This is a genomic window from Kribbella sp. VKM Ac-2571 (assembly GCF_004362255.1).
In the GTDB taxonomy this organism is placed as follows: Bacteria; Actinomycetota; Actinomycetes; order Propionibacteriales; family Kribbellaceae; genus Kribbella; species Kribbella pratensis.
The window spans coordinates 156727-174036 of sequence record NZ_SNWS01000008.1 but is presented as its reverse complement, the minus strand read 5'-3'; the positions used below and the strand labels follow the sequence as shown (position 1 = coordinate 174036).

15 protein-coding genes are annotated in these 17310 nt (G+C 68.9%); all 15 read left to right on the top strand.

Translation table 11 applies throughout. From position 1 onward, the window contains the following. The first annotated feature begins 519 nt into the window (after window positions 1–519). The 15 genes from EV651_RS19250 (at window position 520) to EV651_RS19180 (ending at window position 17262) form a co-directional block, all read left to right on the top strand. Window positions 520–783: a hypothetical protein gene (locus tag EV651_RS19250; protein WP_133786577.1), complete on the top strand. Its 264-nt coding sequence runs from the start codon at window positions 520–522 to the stop codon at window positions 781–783. 351 nt (window positions 784–1134) lie between these two features. Continuing rightward, complete coding sequence (locus tag EV651_RS19245) at window positions 1135–2001, top strand: ABC transporter permease (RefSeq protein WP_133786576.1); 867 nt, start codon at window positions 1135–1137, stop codon at window positions 1999–2001. A 16-nt stretch (window positions 2002–2017) separates the two neighbouring features. After that, window positions 2018–2806 (top strand): ABC transporter ATP-binding protein, encoded by a 789-nt coding sequence (locus EV651_RS19240; protein ID WP_133786575.1) that lies wholly within the window; start codon window positions 2018–2020, stop codon window positions 2804–2806. Window positions 2807–2809: 3 nt separating this feature from the next. Beyond that, window positions 2810–3922, top strand: coding sequence for a glycosyltransferase (locus EV651_RS19235; protein ID WP_133786574.1), 1113 nt, complete (start codon window positions 2810–2812; stop codon window positions 3920–3922). After that, window positions 3919–5241 (top strand): glycosyltransferase, encoded by a 1323-nt coding sequence (locus EV651_RS19230; protein ID WP_238157062.1) that lies wholly within the window; start codon window positions 3919–3921, stop codon window positions 5239–5241. The genes EV651_RS19235 and EV651_RS19230 overlap by 4 nt, the downstream gene beginning before the upstream one ends. Continuing rightward, the gene (locus EV651_RS19225; protein ID WP_133786573.1) at window positions 5238–5996 is read left to right on the top strand and encodes a hypothetical protein; all 759 of its coding nucleotides are present in this window, start codon (window positions 5238–5240) and stop codon (window positions 5994–5996) included. The genes EV651_RS19230 and EV651_RS19225 overlap by 4 nt, the downstream gene beginning before the upstream one ends. After that, a complete protein-coding gene (locus EV651_RS19220) occupies window positions 5996–7189 on the top strand; it encodes a hypothetical protein (protein ID WP_133786572.1) in 1194 nt (397 codons plus the stop codon). Before EV651_RS19225 ends, EV651_RS19220 begins: the two co-directional genes overlap by 1 nt. Next, window positions 7186–7797 carry an acyltransferase gene (locus EV651_RS19215; RefSeq protein ID WP_133786571.1) on the top strand — a complete coding sequence of 204 codons (612 nt, stop codon included), beginning with the start codon at window positions 7186–7188 and terminating at the stop codon, window positions 7795–7797. The genes EV651_RS19220 and EV651_RS19215 overlap by 4 nt, the downstream gene beginning before the upstream one ends. After that, window positions 7794–8885 (top strand): DegT/DnrJ/EryC1/StrS aminotransferase family protein, encoded by a 1092-nt coding sequence (locus EV651_RS19210; RefSeq protein ID WP_202870413.1) that lies wholly within the window; start codon window positions 7794–7796, stop codon window positions 8883–8885. The genes EV651_RS19215 and EV651_RS19210 overlap by 4 nt, the downstream gene beginning before the upstream one ends. 1 nt (window position 8886) lies before the next feature. Continuing rightward, complete coding sequence (locus EV651_RS19205) at window positions 8887–9888, top strand: Gfo/Idh/MocA family protein (protein ID WP_133786569.1); 1002 nt, start codon at window positions 8887–8889, stop codon at window positions 9886–9888. A gap of 2 nt (window positions 9889–9890) precedes the next feature. Then, window positions 9891–10943, top strand: coding sequence for a non-hydrolyzing UDP-N-acetylglucosamine 2-epimerase (gene wecB / locus EV651_RS19200; protein WP_133786568.1), 1053 nt, complete (start codon window positions 9891–9893; stop codon window positions 10941–10943). Between the two features lie 4 nt (window positions 10944–10947). Continuing rightward, a complete protein-coding gene (locus EV651_RS19195; RefSeq protein ID WP_133786567.1) occupies window positions 10948–12156 on the top strand; it encodes an acyltransferase in 1209 nt (402 codons plus the stop codon). 25 nt (window positions 12157–12181) lie between these two features. After that, window positions 12182–13483 (top strand): nucleotide sugar dehydrogenase, encoded by a 1302-nt coding sequence (locus EV651_RS19190; protein WP_133786566.1) that lies wholly within the window; start codon window positions 12182–12184, stop codon window positions 13481–13483. Next, on the top strand, window positions 13480–16104 hold the full coding sequence (locus EV651_RS19185) for a glycosyltransferase (protein WP_133786565.1): 2625 nt from the start codon (window positions 13480–13482) through the stop codon (window positions 16102–16104). Before EV651_RS19190 ends, EV651_RS19185 begins: the two co-directional genes overlap by 4 nt. Beyond that, window positions 16105–17262 (top strand): glycosyltransferase, encoded by a 1158-nt coding sequence (locus EV651_RS19180; protein WP_133786564.1) that lies wholly within the window; start codon window positions 16105–16107, stop codon window positions 17260–17262. The last annotated feature ends 48 nt before the right edge of the window (window positions 17263–17310 follow it).

Below are 17310 nucleotides of genomic sequence, written 5' to 3'. Positions count from 1 at the left end.
GCAATCCAGCGCCGTCGGCACCGAACGTGTCGACCCAAATGCACGCAGCGATATTTGTTGTCCTGTCAGCATTATTGTGCCGTGTCACCATCTGGCCACCATTTCCGCGCAGTCGTGAGCGAGAATTGAGGTCCAGCAGCCCGGCGACGGACCACCTGAGCGCCGCCGGGCTGCTGTTCCAATTCTGGCCTGAGTTGACTGTCTCGTCAGCGGAGCCTGTTTCGGTTGGGTCTCGATCCCGGCGCATCGGTGCCCTCGCACTTCCGTGCCATCACTGGCTGTGCTGGAGGGTGTACAAAATGTGGCATCTCCAATCGTGAGGCCGATGAGGAGGAGTGCCCGATGCGACCGGTTCCGCCCTGTGCCGCCGACCGTACCGGTGCCGCCGTCCCCAGCGTCCGCGGGTCCTCGCAGGGATCCCGGCGGGCGTTGTCCTCCTGCGGTCTCCGGTCCGTCCCCACACCTGCTGCGCGCACCTGCCGGCGAACGCAGCACCTCTGGGGACGGACTCGAGGCGCGATGACCGCCGCCCTGGTCATCGTGCTGCCCGATCCGGCGCGGCTGTCCGCCACCGCCCAGTGCGGACGTGCTCCCGGATCGACGGTGGAACCCCAGGGGGTGCTGAAGGGTGCTCCGTGGATGGTGAGGCTGTCCATGGGGAGCGCGGATGTGATGTTGCGTGTCACGTCCGCCGCCCGGCACGCCCCGGCCAGGACGCACTTCCTGGGGTCCCGCCCGCATCACCCGTGCTCGCTGACCTCTCTGGTCACGCGGGCGGTGTGACACGTCACGTCAACTTCGCACGGCGCAGTAGCGTCGTACATCGTGAATTGACCGCGATTTGACTTGGCTGGAAGGCGTTTTGGTCGTCCCAGGCTGTCAAATGTATATTCCGGATAACGATCGGCGAAGGACGACGCAGGTGTTGTGGAAGCAGCGGGGTACGACGTTTGGTAGCCGTCCGTACGTCGTTGCTCACTAAGGAGGACCGCTGTGTCGTCGGCGTCCGTGCCGATCCGCTACTCTGCTTCCCGGTCTGCGTGGCACGTCGCCGTACCCCGGGCGGCTACCGCCGAAACCCAGGTGATCGGCCATCGTGGATCCAACTTTCCGGCAGAGAGAGGCATCGCCTGAATGAACGCGACTAGCGTCGACGAGGAGTTCAACCCGTCGGTGCACGTGTACGAACCACACAAGGTCGGTCTGCCGGCACTGCGCCCGTACTTCAAGGCGCTGTGGCAGCGGCGGGAGTTCGCAGCGGAGATGTCCCGGACCAACATCCGGGCCGCGAACACGAACACCTTCTTCGGCCAGGTGTGGCTGGTGCTGAACCCACTGCTGCTGGCAGCGGTCTACTACCTACTGGTCGACATCATCGCCGGTGGGAGTTCCAAGATCGACGCCGGCGAGCGGTTCGCGCACATGTGCGGCGGCCTCTTCGCTTTCTACTACTTCTCCGGTGCGATGACAGCGGGCGCGGCCAGCGTCGTCGGCGGCGGCAAGCTGCTGATGAACCAGTCGTTCCCGCGGATGTTGCTGCCGCTGTCGGCGGTGCGGACCGCGTTCTTCCGCTTCCTGCCGACCTTGGTGGTCTATCTGGTCATCCACCTGGCGATGCGGCAGCCCCTGCACTGGGCGATGCTGCTGGCGCCGGCGTTCCTGATCATGCTGACGGTGTTCGCCGCCGGCATGGGCATGATCTTCGCCGCCCTGCAGGTGTACTTCCGCGACACGACCAGCTTCCTGCCGTACTTCGTGCGGATCTGGCTGTACCTGTCGCCGGTGCTGTGGTTCGCCGAGCAGGCTCCGGCCAAGTTCAAGGGCTTCATCCAGTACAACCCGCTCTACCCGCTGATCGGCGGCTGGGCGGACCTGCTGGTGCGCGGCGACATCCCGAAATGGCAGATGTGGGCCGGCGGTGGGTTCTGGGCGGTCGTCGCCTTCGTGATCGGCTCGCTGTTCTTCATGTCGAGGGAGCGTGAGTTCGTTGTCCGTCTCTGACACTGAGAAGAAGCCGATGCAGAAGAGCCCTTCGGACATTCCGGCCGTCAAGGTGCAGGACGTGTCCATCACCTACCGGACCACGTTCGAGCGGGTGCCGACCTTCAAGAGCGCCCTGGTGCGTTTCGGTCGCGGCGAGCGGGCGGTCCGGGAGGTCAAGGCCGTCCAGAACGTCTCGTTCGACGTCAACCACGGCACCACGATCGGCATCATCGGCGCGAACGGCGCCGGCAAGTCGACGCTGATGCGCGCGGTCGCCGGCATCCTGCCGCCGACCACGGGCCGGATCGAGGTGCACGGCCGGGTCTCCACGCTGCTGTCGCTGGGCGTCGGCTTCAACGCCGCCCTGTCCGGCAAGGAGAACGTGGTCCTCGGTGGACTCGCGGCGGGTCTGAGTCGCAAGGAGATCGAGGCCCGGTACGAGGAGATCGCGGAGTTCGCCGAGCTCGGTGACTTCATGGAGATGCCGATGCGGACGTACTCGTCCGGCATGTTCAGCCGGCTGGCGTTCTCCGTCGCGGTGCACATGGACCCCGACATCCTGCTGATCGACGAGGCGCTGTCCGCCGGTGACGCGTCGTTCAAGACCAAGGCCGCGGCCAAGATGTCGGAGCTGGTCACCAACAGCCGGACGATGTTCCTGGTCAGCCACGCGATGAGCAGCGTCCGCGAGCTGTGCAACGACTGCATCTGGTTGCACAAGGGCAAGCTGATGATGCGCGGCGAGCCGAACGAGGTCATCCAGGCGTACACGAAGTTCCTGCAGGTCGGCGAAGCAGAATCTGTCTCACTCGAGGACCTCTGACCGATGTCACGCAGCACCGCGCCGGACGTGGGGATCATCACGACCGGCCACGACGTGGCCGATGCGCGCCTGCACAAGATCACCGCTGCCCTGCAACAGCGTGGTCTGTCGGTCGAGCTGTGGGGCCTCGGCGACGCCGACGGTGGGCCGGCGGGTGCGATGGTGCACGCCGGTCCGCGCGGGAACCTGGTGCAGCGGCTGGCTCGCACCGCCGTACTGCCGTGGCGGACCAACGCCAAGGTGGTCATGACGGTCGACCCGGACATGATCCCGGTCACCCGGCTCGTCACCGCGCTGCGGCGACGCAAGTTCGTGGTCGACGTGCACGAGGACTACGAGCGGCTGCTCGCCGATCGCGCGTGGGCGCAGGGTCCGGCGGGTCTGCCGGCCCGGCTGATCGTGCGCGCCGGGTCGAAGCTGGCCGCGGGCGCCGACCTCACCGTGGTCGCCGACTCGCACCTCGCACCGCACCAGGCCAAGCACCGAATCGTGGTGCAGAACCTTCCCAACCGCGGCTTCCTGGCCCCCTCCCCGCCGACCGGCGCACCGCGTGCCGTGTACGTCGGGGACCTGCGCAGGAGCCGCGGCCTGTTCGACATGGTCGAGACCGTCGCCGCGGCGCCGGACTGGTCTCTCGACCTGATCGGACCGGTCGCACCGTCGGACCGGGACGAACTGGAGGCCCGGGTCGCCCGGCCCGACCTGAGCGGTCGGGTCCGGCTGCACGGCCGCCAGCCACCGGCGGACGCGTGGCAGCTCACCAAGGGAGCTTGGGCGAGCCTGGCCATGCTGCAGCCGACCCCGGCGTTCGTGGAAGCGATGCCGTCCAAGATCTACGAGTACCTCGCCAGCGGTCTTCCCGTGCTCTCCACCCGCCTGCCCCGGCAGACGAAGGTGATCGAGGAGTCCGGTGGCGGAGTCCTGGTGGACACGGTGGCGGAGGCGTCCGAGATCCTGCGGCGCTGGTCCGCGGACCCCGGTGAGCTGGAGAAGCTGCGCGACCACGCGCTGCAGTGGGCGGCGGACCATCTGCCCGCGAACACGCCGTACGACGATCTGGCCGACGCGATTCTCAATCTTTTAAGAGACTCTGCTTCCCCGAAAGGACGTGCATGACCGCCCGCCCACACCTGTTGTACGTCGCCTGGGGCTTCCCGCCCTGCCGTGGCGGCGGTGTCTACCGGGCCCTGGCCACGGCCAACCGGTTCGCCGCGCTCGGCTGGAAGGTGACCGTGCTGACGGCCGACCGCGACACGTTCTTCCGGTTCACCGGTGCGGACCTGACCCTCGAGGAGCGGGTCGATGAGTCCGTCGAGGTCGTCCGGGTCCCGTTCGAGTGGCCGATTCTCGAAGCCGACCTGCGCCGCTGGTCCAAGCGCCGGGCGTCGAACCCGAAGCTCTGGGCCAAGTGGCGCACGAAGCAGGACCAGATCCCGTTCCCGGAGAGCGGCTACGGGCCGTGGCGTTCGGTGATCGAGAAGGCCGCCGAGCGCATCCACCAGGCGAACAAGGTCGACCTGACGGTCGCCACCGCCAACCCGCACGTCGCGTTCACCGCGGCGTACCACCTGCACAAGAAGTTCCAGGTGCCGTACGTCATGGACTACCGCGACGCGTGGCTGCTGGACGTGTTCACCGGTGACCGGCTGCACGAGCCGAACAGCCGCGCCGCCAAGTGGGAGAAGAAGCTCGTCGAGTCCGCTCGCGAGGTCTGGTTCGTGAACGACCCGATCAAGGACTGGCACGAGAAGCTCTACCCGGCGCAGGCCGGCAAGATGCACACCGTCGCCAACGGCTTCGACCCCGACCTGGTGCCGGACACGCAGGACCGGGGCGCGGTCACCGACCGGCCGCTGGTCTTCGGGTACGTCGGAACGGTGTCGCCGAAGGTGCCGCTCGCGGACTTCGTCAAGGGCTGGCAGCTCGCCAAGGAGCAGTCCGAGGAGCTCGCCGGCGCGAAGGCGAAGATCTACGGCTACCTCGGGTACTACGCGCAGCCGCGGGCGGACATGCTCGCGACGATCAACGCCGCAGGAGAGGACGGGGTCAGCTACGAGGGCCCGGTCGGCAAGGCGGAGATCGCCAAGGCGTACGACGAGTTCGACGCGCAGCTGCTGATGCTGGGCAAGGGCCGGTACGTGACGAGCGGCAAGGTGTTCGAGTACCTCGCCACCGGCTTGCCGATCGTGTCGGTGCACGACCCGGAGAACGCGGCGTCCGACGTACTGCGTGGGCATCCGTTGTGGTTCCCGGTCGCGGACGTGACACCGGAGGCGATCGCGGCTGCGCTGATCGAGGCGGCGCACGCGGCCCGCACCGCCGACGAGGGGATCCGGGCGAAGGCCCGCGAGTTCGGTGCGTCGTACCGGCGGGACCTGCAGCTGGATCCGCGGATCGAGTCGCTGGCCGCGAGCGTGAAGGGGGTGGCGGCATGAGCAACGTCGTACTGCTGTCGACCCGCAAGCTGCCGCCGACGTACTTCGACCAGGTCCGTGAGGATCTCGGCGACCAGAACATCACCATCGACGTCGTCGGTTGGGTGGCTCCGTCCGCCTGGGTGGCCGACAAGGTCAACAGCTTCACACTGATCGGCCCGGGCCGCATGCCGGCCGCGCCGGTCGTGGAGCCCGAGCCGGAGCCGGCCACGAAGCCGACGGACGAGGCCCAGGACGCCGTCATCGCCCCCGAGGCGGTTGCAGATCCCGAGACCGTCGTCGACGACGAGGCCAAGGTCGCCCCGGCGGCCGCAGACGTGGCCGCCGCGGGCCCCGCACCCACCGCGGGCGCAGCCGCGTCGACCGCCGGTGCCGCCTCTTCTACTCCGGCTGCCGCGGCGAAGCCGCGGCCGACTGGGGCGAAGCGGGTTGTAAAGGCAGTCGAGTGGCGGGCACGCAAGGCTCGCAAGACGGCCGGCCGGATGTTGCCTAAGGCAATCAAGACGTCGGCGCCGGTGAAGTTCCTGCGCGGCCAGCGGGCGACCAGCGATCTCGGCAAGACGTACTGGGAGCGGGTGCTCAGCCGTCGCGACGTACTGGAGACCATCGACCGGGCCGACGTCGTGATCGCGCTCGACGCCGGCGCTATCTGGGCCGGCTGGAACCTCGGTCAGCGCAAGGCCAGCACCCCGGTCGTGCTCGGTCTGCCGGCGGCCCGCCGGGAACTCGACATGATGAAGGTCCCTTCTACGTAATGGGTGACACAGCGACGATGACGATCCGCGAGCACCTGCCTGCGCCGTTGGCCCGGACCGCAGGAGCGGTCCGGCGGCGCCTGCGGGGCTTGCGGTACTCGTACGCGCAACTGCCGGCGTTTCCGCCGGCAGCGACGACGCCGGTGCGGATGCTGGTCGGACCGACCAACTCCGCCGGTCAGGGACACGCCTGGGCACAGGCCGCCAAGACCCTGCCGGACGTCGACGCCGTCGCGTTCTCCCTGCACCGCAAGGGCCAGTTCCAGTTCGCCGACGACTACGGCGTACCGCTCGCGTGGTTCGGCCAGCCGCGCTGGCAGCGCGCCCAGCAGCAGTACGTCGTCGAGAACTACACGCATGTGATGGTCGAGTCGCTGCGCCCGATCTTCGGTGCCCGCGGCTTCTCGGACGCCTCCGCCGACATCGAGACGATGCTCGCCAAGGGCATCAACGTGAGTCTGCTCTTCCACGGCTCCGACATCCGCCTGCCCAGCCGGCACGCGAAGCGCGAGCGCTGGTCGCCGTTCACCCCTGGTGACGAGCTGACCGACCGCCTCGAGTCGCAGGCCCGCCGGCATGCCGAGCTGGTCGCGTCGCTGCAGCTCCCGGTTTTCGTGTCCACGGTCGACCTGCTGGACGACGTACCGAACGCCCAGTGGCTGCCGGTCGCGATCGACCCGGCGCCGTGGCAGCAGGCCGCGCGGCCGTTGTTCTCCGGCGCGAAGCCGGTCGTCGCGCATGTTCCCTCGAACGCGAAACTCAAGGGCACCGAAGAGATCGACGCGGTGCTGACCGGACTGCACGACAGCGGCGTGGTCGAGTACCGGCGGATCACCGGCGTACCGCACGAGCAGATGGCAAGCGTCATCGGCGATGCCGACATCGTTGTCGATCAACTCCGGATCGGCTTGTACGGCGTGGCAGCCGCCGAAGCGCTCGCCGCCGGGCGGATCGTGGTTTCGTACGTCGGTGACGCGGTGCGCCACCAGGTGCGTAGTCTGGCCGGGCGAGAGGTGCCGATCGTGGAGGCGGATCCCGACACCCTGGGTGATGTCGTCGCGGGCCTGATCGCGGATCGTGACGCCGCCGCCGAGCGGGCGGCCGCCGGCCCCGGTTTCGTGGCGGAGCTGCACGACGGACGCCGCTCGGCCGAAGTACTGAGAAGCTGGCTCATTTCGAAGGAGACCCTGTGACGTCCCGCATCGCGCCTTCCGCCGACGTCGACGACAGCGCCCAGATCGGCGACGGTTCGTCGGTCTGGCACCTGGCCCAGATCCGCGAGAACGCGGTCCTCGGCAAGAACTGCATCGTCGGCCGCGGTGCCTACGTCGGGACCGGGGTCCGGATGGGCGACAACTGCAAGATCCAGAACTACGCGCTGGTGTACGAGCCCGCCTCCCTCGAGGACGGCGTGTTCATCGGCCCGGCGGTGGTGCTCACCAACGACTACTTCCCGCGCGCGGTGAACCCGGACGGTACGCCGAAGAGCGGGCACGACTGGGAACCGGTCGGGGTGACGATGAAGGAAGGCTGCTCGCTCGGTGCGCGCAGCGTGTGCGTGGCCCCGGTCACGATCGGCCGCTGGGCGACCGTCGCCGCGGGTGCGGTGGTGACCAAGGACGTGCCAGACTTCGCGCTGGTCGCCGGGGTCCCGGCACGCCGGCTCAAGTGGGTCGGCAAGGCCGGGGTTCCGCTGCTCTCCGTCGGGGACGGCGAGTGGAAGTGCCCGAACACGGGCGAGATGTACATCGAAACCGACGGACGGCTGCGGCCGGCCGGTGAAGCAATGGAGGAGAACTGATGGTGCAGCCGATTCCGGCCGCGAAGCCGATCATCGGGAAGGAGGAGCGCGAGGCTGTCGACCGTGTCATGCAGTCCGGCATGCTCGCCCAGGGTCCTGAGGTGGCGGCGTTCGAGCAGGAGTTCGGCGCAGCGCTGGTCTCCGGCCGGGCGTGCGTCGCGACGAACTCGGGCACGTCGGGTCTCCACCTCGGCCTGCTGGCCGCGGGCGTCGGACCGGGCGACGAGGTCATCGTCCCGTCCTTCACCTTCGCCGCGACCGCGAACAGCGTCGCGCTGACCGGTGCCACCCCGGTGTTCGTCGACATCGAGCCGACGTACTTCTGCCTGGATCCGGCCGCGGTCGAGTCCGCGATCACCGAGAAGACCAAGGCCGTCATGCCGGTGCACCTGTTCGGTCACCCGGCCAACATCACCGCGCTGCAGGCGATCGCCGACAAGCACGGCATCCAGATCTACGAGGACGCCGCGCAGGCTCACGGCGCCACCTGGAACGGCGCGCCGGTCGGTACGTTCGGTGAGTTCGCGATGTTCAGCCTCTACCCGACCAAGAACATGACGTCCGGTGAGGGCGGCATGAACTCGGTCGCGAACGCCGACCTCGAGCGCCGGATGCGGCTGTACCGCAACCAGGGCATGCTCAAGCAGTACGAGAACGAGGTCGTCGGCCTGAACAACCGGATGACCGACCTGCACGCCGCCATCGGCCGCGTGCAGCTGACCAAGGTCGGCGGCTGGACCAAGCAGCGGCAGGAGAACGCGGCCTTCCTGGACGCGAACCTGCAGGGTGTCGCCGTTCCCGCCGTCGCCGACGAGGCGACCCACGTGTACCACCAGTACACGATCCGCGTGACCGAGGACCGTGACGGTTTCGCGAACGCGCTGCGGACCGAGTACGGCGTCGGCTGCGGCGTGTACTACCCGATCCCGAACCACCGGCTCCCCTCGTTCCAGCGCGAGCTGGACCTGCCGGAGACCGAGAAGGCCGCGGCCGAGGTGCTCTCGCTGCCGGTCCACCCCTCGCTGTCCGAGGAAGACCTGAACCGGATCGTGGCCGCGGTGAACACCGTGGCGAAGGCGGGTGCGTGAGATGGCGAACCTGCGTGCGGGCCTGATCGGCCTGGGCATGATGGGCCGGCACCACGCCCGGGTCCTGGCGTCCCTCGAGGGCGTCGACCTGGTCGCGGTCGCCGACCCGGGTGGTGACAAGTTCGGCGTCGCCGGCGGTCGTCCGGTGCACGAGAACATCGAGCAGCTGATCGCCGAGAAGCTCGACTACTGCATGGTCGCGGTGCCGACGCAGTACCACGCCGAGATCGCGAAGGCGCTGGCCGAGGCCGGCGTGCACGCGATGATCGAGAAGCCGCTGGCCGGCTCCTCGGCCGAGGCGACCGAGATCGCGAAGGCGTTCGAGGCGGCCGGTCTGGTCGGCGCGGTCGGCCACATCGAGCGGTACAACCCGGCGCTGCAGGCGCTGCGGGTGCGGCTGGAGGCCGGCGAGCTGGGCGACATCTACCAGATCACCACCCGCCGTCAGGGCCCGTTCCCGTCCCGGATCGCCGATGTCGGCGTGGTGCTCGACCTGGCCACCCACGACATCGACCTGACCGCCTGGGTGACCCAGTCGCCGTTCGTCTCGGTGTCCGCGCAGAGCGCGCACAAGTCGGGCCGGCAGTTCGAGGACCTGATCGCGGTGACCGGCAAGCTTGCCGACGGCACCGTCACCAGCCACCTGGTCAACTGGCTGTCCCCGATGAAGGAGCGGCTCACCGTCGTCACCGGTGAGAAGGGCGCGTTCATCGCCGACACCCTGCTGGCCGACCTGACCTTCCACTCCAACGGCACGGTCGCGACCGCGTGGGACGACGTCGCGCACTTCCGCGGTGTCAGCGAGGGCGACATGATCCGCTACGCGATCAGCAAGCCGGAGCCGCTGCGCACCGAGCACGAGGCGTTCCGCGACGCGGTGCTCGGCAAGGAGGCGGACATCGTCACGCTGCAGCAGGGTCTGCAGACCGTGAAGGTGGCGGAGGCCGTTCTGCAGTCGGCGTCCGAGGACCGAACCGTCAAGGTGGCGGGGGAGTCCCAGTAGCCATGAAGGTTCTGAGCGTTGTCGGGGCGCGCCCGCAGTTCGTGAAGCTGGCGCCGGTGGCGGAGGCTTTTGCCGCTACCGAGCACCAGCACGTGATCGTGCACACCGGGCAGCACTACGACAAGAACATGTCCGACGTGTTCTTCGCCGACCTGCGGATCCCGGCCCCGGACGTCCACCTGGGCGTCGGGTCCGGCAGCCACGGTGTCCAGACCGGCGCGATGCTGGCCGCGATGGACGCCGTACTGGACGAGCACAAGCCGGACTGGGTGCTGGTGTACGGCGACACCAACTCGACGCTCGCCGGCACGCTGTCCGCGGTGAAGATGCACCTGCCGGTGGCGCACCTCGAGGCCGGGCTGCGTTCGTTCAACCGGCTGATGCCGGAGGAGCACAACCGGGTACTCACCGACCACGCGGCGGACCTGCTGCTGGCCCCGACCCAGGTGGCGATGGACCACCTGGCGAACGAGGGTCTGAAGGACAGGTCGCGGCTGGTCGGCGACGTGATGACCGACGTGTGCTTCCGGGTCCGCGACGCGGTCAAGGACAACGACCTCGACCTGCCGTTCAAGCGCGGTGAGTACGTCGTCTCCACCATCCACCGGGCCGAGAACACCGACGACCCGGAGCGGCTGGCCGCGATCGTCGACGGTCTCGGCGCGGCCGGTACGCCGGTCCTGCTACTGGCCCACCCGCGGCTCGTCGCGAAGTGCGCGGAGCACGGCATCAAGCTGGAGCGTCCGGACGGTTCGCTGCACGTCCGGGAGCCGCTGGCGTACCCGGAGATGGTCGCGGCCGTCCTCGGTTCGGCAGGCGTCGTGACCGACTCCGGCGGTCTCCAGAAGGAGGCCTTCCTGCTCGGCCGGGTGTGCACCACGCTGCGCACCGAGACCGAATGGGTCGAGACGCTGGACGACGGATGGAACGTGTTGACATCCGACGTGAGTAAGCTTCCCGAGTTGGCTGCCCGGCCGACGCCCACGGGGGACCGCCCGATGCCGTACGGCGACGGCCACGCTGCAGAGCGTGTCGTTTCCACTCTCGCGGAGTAACCACATGACGAAGGCCGCCGAAGAGAACCAGACGCAGCCGACCCAGGAAGCCCAGGGGTCGGCGGATGCGTCGACTCCGCCTCCCGGCGCGCCGGTCAGTGCCTTCCCGGGGGAGTCCGGCGCACCGCCGCGCAGCCCCGGCAAGAGGCTGCCACGAGTCGAGTCGCTCACCGGTTTGCGCTGGTGGGCGGCCTTCTTCGTGTTCTGCCACCACATGACCAACCTGGCGCCGCTGCCGGTGTTCGACTTCCTGAAGTACGGCACCTCCGGCGTCACGTTCTTCTTCGTGCTGTCCGGTTTCGTGCTGACCTGGTCGGCGCAGCCGGGGACGAAGATCCGGACGTTCTACCGGCGCCGGTTCGCGCGGATCTTCCCGCTGTACTTCCTCACGCTGATCGCGGCGATCTTCGTCTTCTACCGCTTCGAGCCGCCGGCCGGGATGTCCTGGATCAAGCCGGTCTCGTACGGCGTGCTGCTGGCGTCGGCGTTCCTGGTGCAGGGCTGGTCGAACAACGCGACCGTCCTGTACGGCGGTAACCCGGCGGGCTGGACGCTGTCGGTCGAGGCGTTCTTCTACGCGTACTTCCCGTTCGTCTGGCGGGCCACGCAGCGGCTGAAGACGGCCGGCGGCCTGATCCTGTGCGTCTCGGTGCTCGTGCTCGGCGGGGCGTACCGCCTGGCGCTGTTCCACTACAAGGCCGACGTACCGGTGCTGCCGCAGCCGGTGCTGCACTCGGTGGCGTTCCTGTTCGGTATCGGCCTGGCGATCTCGCTGCGGTCCGGCTGGAAGCCGCGGATCCCGGTGTGGTTCGCGTTCCTGGTCACCGGCGGCGGGCTGTACCTGCTCTGGTACTCCGGCTCGCACCCGACCGAGGTCCCCGGCGCGGTCACGATGGGGCTGTGCCAGAAGGAAGTCCTCACGTTCCTGTACGGCTTCCTGATCCTCGCGGTCGCCGCCCGCGACACCCGCGGCGGCCGGTCGGTGCTGCGCAGCAAGCCAATGGTGGCGCTGGGCCAGTGGTCGTACGCCTTCTACCTGGTGCACGCCACGATCCTGTACGCGATCAAGGAGTACCACGGTGTCGCCGGCCCGATCGGCTGGTCCAACCTGACCTGGTACGCCGGTGTCCTGGTCATCTCGATCTTCGCCTCGTGGCTGCTCTACAAGTTCGTCGAGCACCCGCTGGAACGGAAGCTCCGAGGCCCCCGATGAAGAATCACTACCTAGTGGAGTTCCTGTGCGTGTCAGTGTTGTTGCCTTAGGCAAGATCGGACTGCCGTTGGCGGTCCAGTTCGCGGCCAAGGGCCATCAGGTCGTCGGCGTCGACATCAACGAGAAGTTCGTCGAGCTGGTGAACGCCGGCCAGGAGCCGTTCCCGGGTGAGGCCCACCTGCAGGAGCTGCTCGCCGAGACCGTGGCCGACGGCCGCCTGCGGGCGACCACGGACTACGCGGACGCGATCCCGAACAGCGACGCGGTCGTCGTGGTCGTGCCGCTGTTCGTGGACGAGCAGACCGGTCAGCCCGAGTTCGGCTGGATGGAGAACGCGACCCGTTCCCTGGCCGAGCACCTGACGCCCGGCACGCTGGTCAGCTACGAGACCACGCTCCCGGTCGGCACCACCCGGAACCGGTGGAAGCCGATGCTGGAGGAGATCTCCGGCCTGACCGAGGGCACCGACTTCCACCTGGTGTTCTCGCCGGAGCGGGTGCTCACCGGCCGCGTCTTCGCGGACCTGCGCAAGTACCCGAAGCTGGTCGGCGGCCTGTCCGAGGAGGGCGCGAAGCGCGCCACCGCGTTCTACGAGGCCGTGCTGGACTTCGACGAGCGCCCGGACCTGGACCGCCCGAACGGCGTCTGGGACCTGGGCTCCGCGGAGGCGGCCGAGCTGGCGAAGCTGGCCGAGACCACCTACCGCGACGTGAACATCGGCCTGGCGAACCAGTTCGCCCGGTTCGCCGGCCAGAACGGCATCGACGTCCACGCCGTCATCGAGGCGTCGAACTCGCAGCCGTACAGCCACATCCACCGGCCGGGTATCGCGGTCGGCGGCCACTGCATCCCGGTCTACCCGCGGCTGTACCTGTACACCGACCCGGACGCCACCGTCGTCCGGGCCGCCCGCGAGGCGAACGCCGGCATGCCCGACTACACCATCGGTCTGCTCGAGGGCGCCTTCGGTGACCTCAAGGGCGCCAAGGTCGTCGTACTCGGCGCGTCGTACCGCGGTGGCGTCAAGGAGACCGCGTTCTCCGGGGTGTTCCCGGCCGTCGAGGCGTTGAAGGCGCGCGGCGCCGAGGTGTCCGTGCACGACCCGCTGTACACCGACGAGGAGCTCCAGGGTCTCGGCTTCACGCCGTACACGCTGGGCGCGCCGGTGGACGCGGCGGTGCTGCAGGCCGACCACGCGGAGTACGCGCAGCTGAGCCCGGCCGACCTGCCGGGCGTGAAGGTGCTCGTCGACGGTCGCGACCGCACCGACCCGGCCAAGTGGGCGGGCGTGCGTCGGATTGTGATCGGAAGGTCGGTCAGCCAGTGACACATGCCGACCTGCGGGTCGTGATGATGGTCGCCAACGACGTCACCAACGACAGCCGGGTCCGCAAGGAGGCCGCAGCACTGGCCGAGACCGGAGCAGAGGTGACTGTGCTCGGGGTCTCGGCCAGCGGTCTGCCGTCGAGGGAGATGCTCGACGGAGCGCTGATCGTCCGGGTGGCAGTGCCTTTCACACTGCGTGAGGAACGGAAACGAAGCCGCACGGCGCGCCGCAACTGGCGGCCGCCGCTGGTGGGGTACCGGTACCGAGCAACCTATGTGGCGCGCAGCCAGCGGATAGCGGCCGAGCTCAAGGAGCTCAAAGCGGACTCCGGGCACGCGATCGCGCGCGCCAAGGCGGGCCAGGGGAACCCGGTCAAGTTCAAGGCCGGCGTCGCCACCCGGCTGCTCCGGCGCGCGCGCTGGCAGGCCGCCGAGCGCGCCGCCTGGGTCCGCAAGGGCGTCGGCAACAAGGCGGACGGACCGTTCAAGTTCGGCTGGCGGGCGTACGACGGGGTGCTGCACCGCCTGCCCTGGCCGGCGCCGTGGCGCAAGCTGCACCCGGAGGCCCTGGACCTCGAGATCGCGTTCGGCGATCTGATCGACCGCCTCGAGCCGGACGTGGTGCACGCGCACGACATGCACGTGATCGGGGTCGCGACCCGCGCCGCCGGCCGTGCCAAGCTGCGCGGCCGCACGCTGAAGGTCGTGTACGACGCGCACGAGTACGTCGCCGGACTCTCGCAGTACGGCGCCCGTACCCGGCGTTCGATCGCGGCCTGGGCCAACCACGAGCGTGAGTACATCGGCGACGCGGACCGGGTGATCACCGTCAGCCCGGCCATCGCGACCCGGTTGCAGCGCGAGCACAAGCTGCGCCACGAGCCGACCGTGGTGATGAACACGCCGAACCCTGCTGACGTGTCGGTCGAGGTGTCCGACATTCGCAGCCAGATCGGCCTGGCATCCGACGTACCGCTGCTCGTCTACAGCGGCGGGGTGACGCGCGCGCGTGGGATCCACACCGCCGTACAGGCGCTGGTGGATCTGCCGGACGCGCACCTGGCCGTCGTGTGTGTGCCTGGCGTGGCCACGGACGCTGTCCGTGAGCTGCAGGCGCAGGCAGTGCAGCTGGAGGTGCAGGACCGCCTGCACTGCCTGGACCCGGTGAAGCCGGACGAGGTGGTCGCGTTCCTGCGGACCGCCGACATCGGGCTGATCCCGATCCTGCGCTACCCGAGCCACGAGATGGCGCTGCCGAACAAGCTGTTCGAGTACGCGTTCGCGGGGCTTCCGGTGGTGGTCAGCGACATGCCGAGCATGAAGGAGTTCGTCGACCGCACCAAGATCGGCGAGGTGTTCACCGCGGCCGACGCGCATGACCTGGCGTCAAAGGTCCGCACTGTGCTCGGCGACCTGGACAGCTACCGCGAGCGGGTTGCGGATCCGGCGTACCAGCAAGAGGTGTCCTGGGCCGGGCAGGCGACCAAGCTCCGTGAGCTGTACAGCGATCTCACCGGGCAGCAGCTCGACGTCACGCGGCCGGGCGGCAAGGCGCGCAAGACCGGGCGACACCTGCTGCTGGGGCCGGTCAACAGCGCCGGTCAGGCGTGGTTGTGGGCGACCGCGCTCGAGCGTGAGGTGCCGGACGTCAAGGCGGAGTCGCTCACCACGGGCAGTGGCGCGTTCGACTTCCGCGTGCACCGCACAGGCACGTACCGCCAGTACCGCTCCGATCTGCGCTGGCAGCTGGAGCTGACGGCGTACGCGTTGCGTGAGGTCACCCACGTGCTGTTCGAGGCGGGCCGGCCGATGTTCGGCCAGCAGCGCGGGCAGATGTGGACGACCGACGTACCGATGCTGGACCAGGCCGGGATCAAGCACGGTCTGGTGTTCCACGGGTCGGAGATCCGCGATCCCGCGATGCACCGCGAGCGGTACCGGTACTCGCCGTTCCGCAACCCGGACGACGAGCTGACGGTGCGCCTGCAGGCCGCGAACAACCTGATGCGCCACCACCTCGAGGGCTACAAGGGACCGGTCTTCGTCACCACGCCGGACCTGCTGGAGTTCGTCGACAACGGCATCTGGTTGCCGCTCGCGGTCGACGTCGACAGCTTCGTGTCGACGCAGCCGGTGCTCGAGCGGGAGGTCCCGGTGGTGCTGCACGCGCCGTCGGCCTCCGCTCTGAAGGGTTCGGCGTACGTCGACCCTGTGCTGACGGACCTGGATGCGCGCGGCCTGATCAAGTACAACCGGGTCCAGGGCGTGCCGCACGCGGAGCTCGCCGAGATGGTGAAGAGCGCCGACATCGTGGTCGACCAGCTGCTGCTCGGTTCGTACGGCGTGTTCGCCTGCGAGGCGATGGCGGCCGGCCGGGTCACCGTCGGGCACATCGCGGACCCGGTCCGGGACCTGCTGCCGACCGACCTGCCGATCGCCGAGGCGAACCCGGACGACCTGGCGGAGGTGATCGAGCGGCTGGTCGCCGAGCGCGACACGGCCCGCAAGATCGCCGACGCGGGACCGTCGTTCGTGCGTGACCTGCACGACGGGCGGAAGTCGGTCGCGGAACTGCTGCCGTTCCTCAACAACGAACTGGTGTCCGAGGACGAGAGCGATTAAGTGCGGATTCTGATGATCGCGCAGTCCCCGATCGCTGGGGACTCGCGGATCCTGCGGGAGGCGACGGCGCTCGTCGCGGCCGGTCACACGGTGCATGTGATCGGCCGGGACGTCCCTGAAGGCTTCGAAGTGGGGCCTGGGATCACGGTGGAGTCGGTCTCCCGCTCTTCCGGTCTGCGGGCCGGGAACGGCGGGCTGACGGTCGGGCACGGGCATTCCGGGCCCAAGGTGCTGGCGAAGCGGTTCGGGCGGTGGCTGTTGCTGCCCGAGCACCGGAACCGCACCGAGAAGCAGTGGCGGATCGCCGCGGCCCCGCGAGTGGCTGCGGCAGGTCCGGTCGATGTTGTGCATGCGCACGACTTCAACACGTTGGAGCTCGCCGCGGAGTACGCCGCTTCATGGTCAGCCTCGCTTGTGTACGACAGCCACGAGCTGTGGTTCGATCGGGCGCTGCCGGGGCGGCCGACGCCGTTGTGGCGGGCGCGCGGGCGGCGGTACGAGGTGGCGCTGGCGTCCAAGGCCCGGGTCGTCTTCACGGTGTCGGACGGGATCGCGGCGCGGCTGCGGTCGCGTGGGTTGACCGATGTGCGCGTCGTACGGAACACCTTCCCGCGTGCGGACGACGTACCGCCGGCACCTTCGCAGCCCGAGGGCTTGCTGTACGCCGGACGCGTCGGAGCGGGGCGTGATCTGCCGACTGTGGTTGCCGCGGCTCGTGAGCTGGCGCCGTTCCGGACGGTGCTGATGGGGTCGGTGGATCCCAACTATCGCTTGGATCTGGGGCCGGTGGAGACCGTCGCGGAACGGTCCATCGACGAGGTCGACGACACGCTGCGCGCGTACGGCATCTCGCTCGTCACCCTGACCAACACCTGCGAGAACCATCGCCTCGCGCTGCCGAACAAACTCTTCCACGCGGTCCGGGCCGGCGTCCCGGTCGTCGCGGCCGACCTGCCCGAGCTGCGGGCAGTCGTCACGCAGTACAAACTCGGCGGCCTCTACGAGCCCGGCAACGCGCACTCGCTGGCGATGGCGGTCCGCACGGTGATCGACAACTACACGACGTACACCGACGGAGTCCGCGCAGCCGCCGCAGAACTCAACTGGGAACACGACGCCGCCACCCTCGTCGCGGCCTACTCAACCCTCGCCCGGTAGTTCGTACGCAACTTTCGGTGGCCGCGCCGTATCAAGGGGTGTGAGATT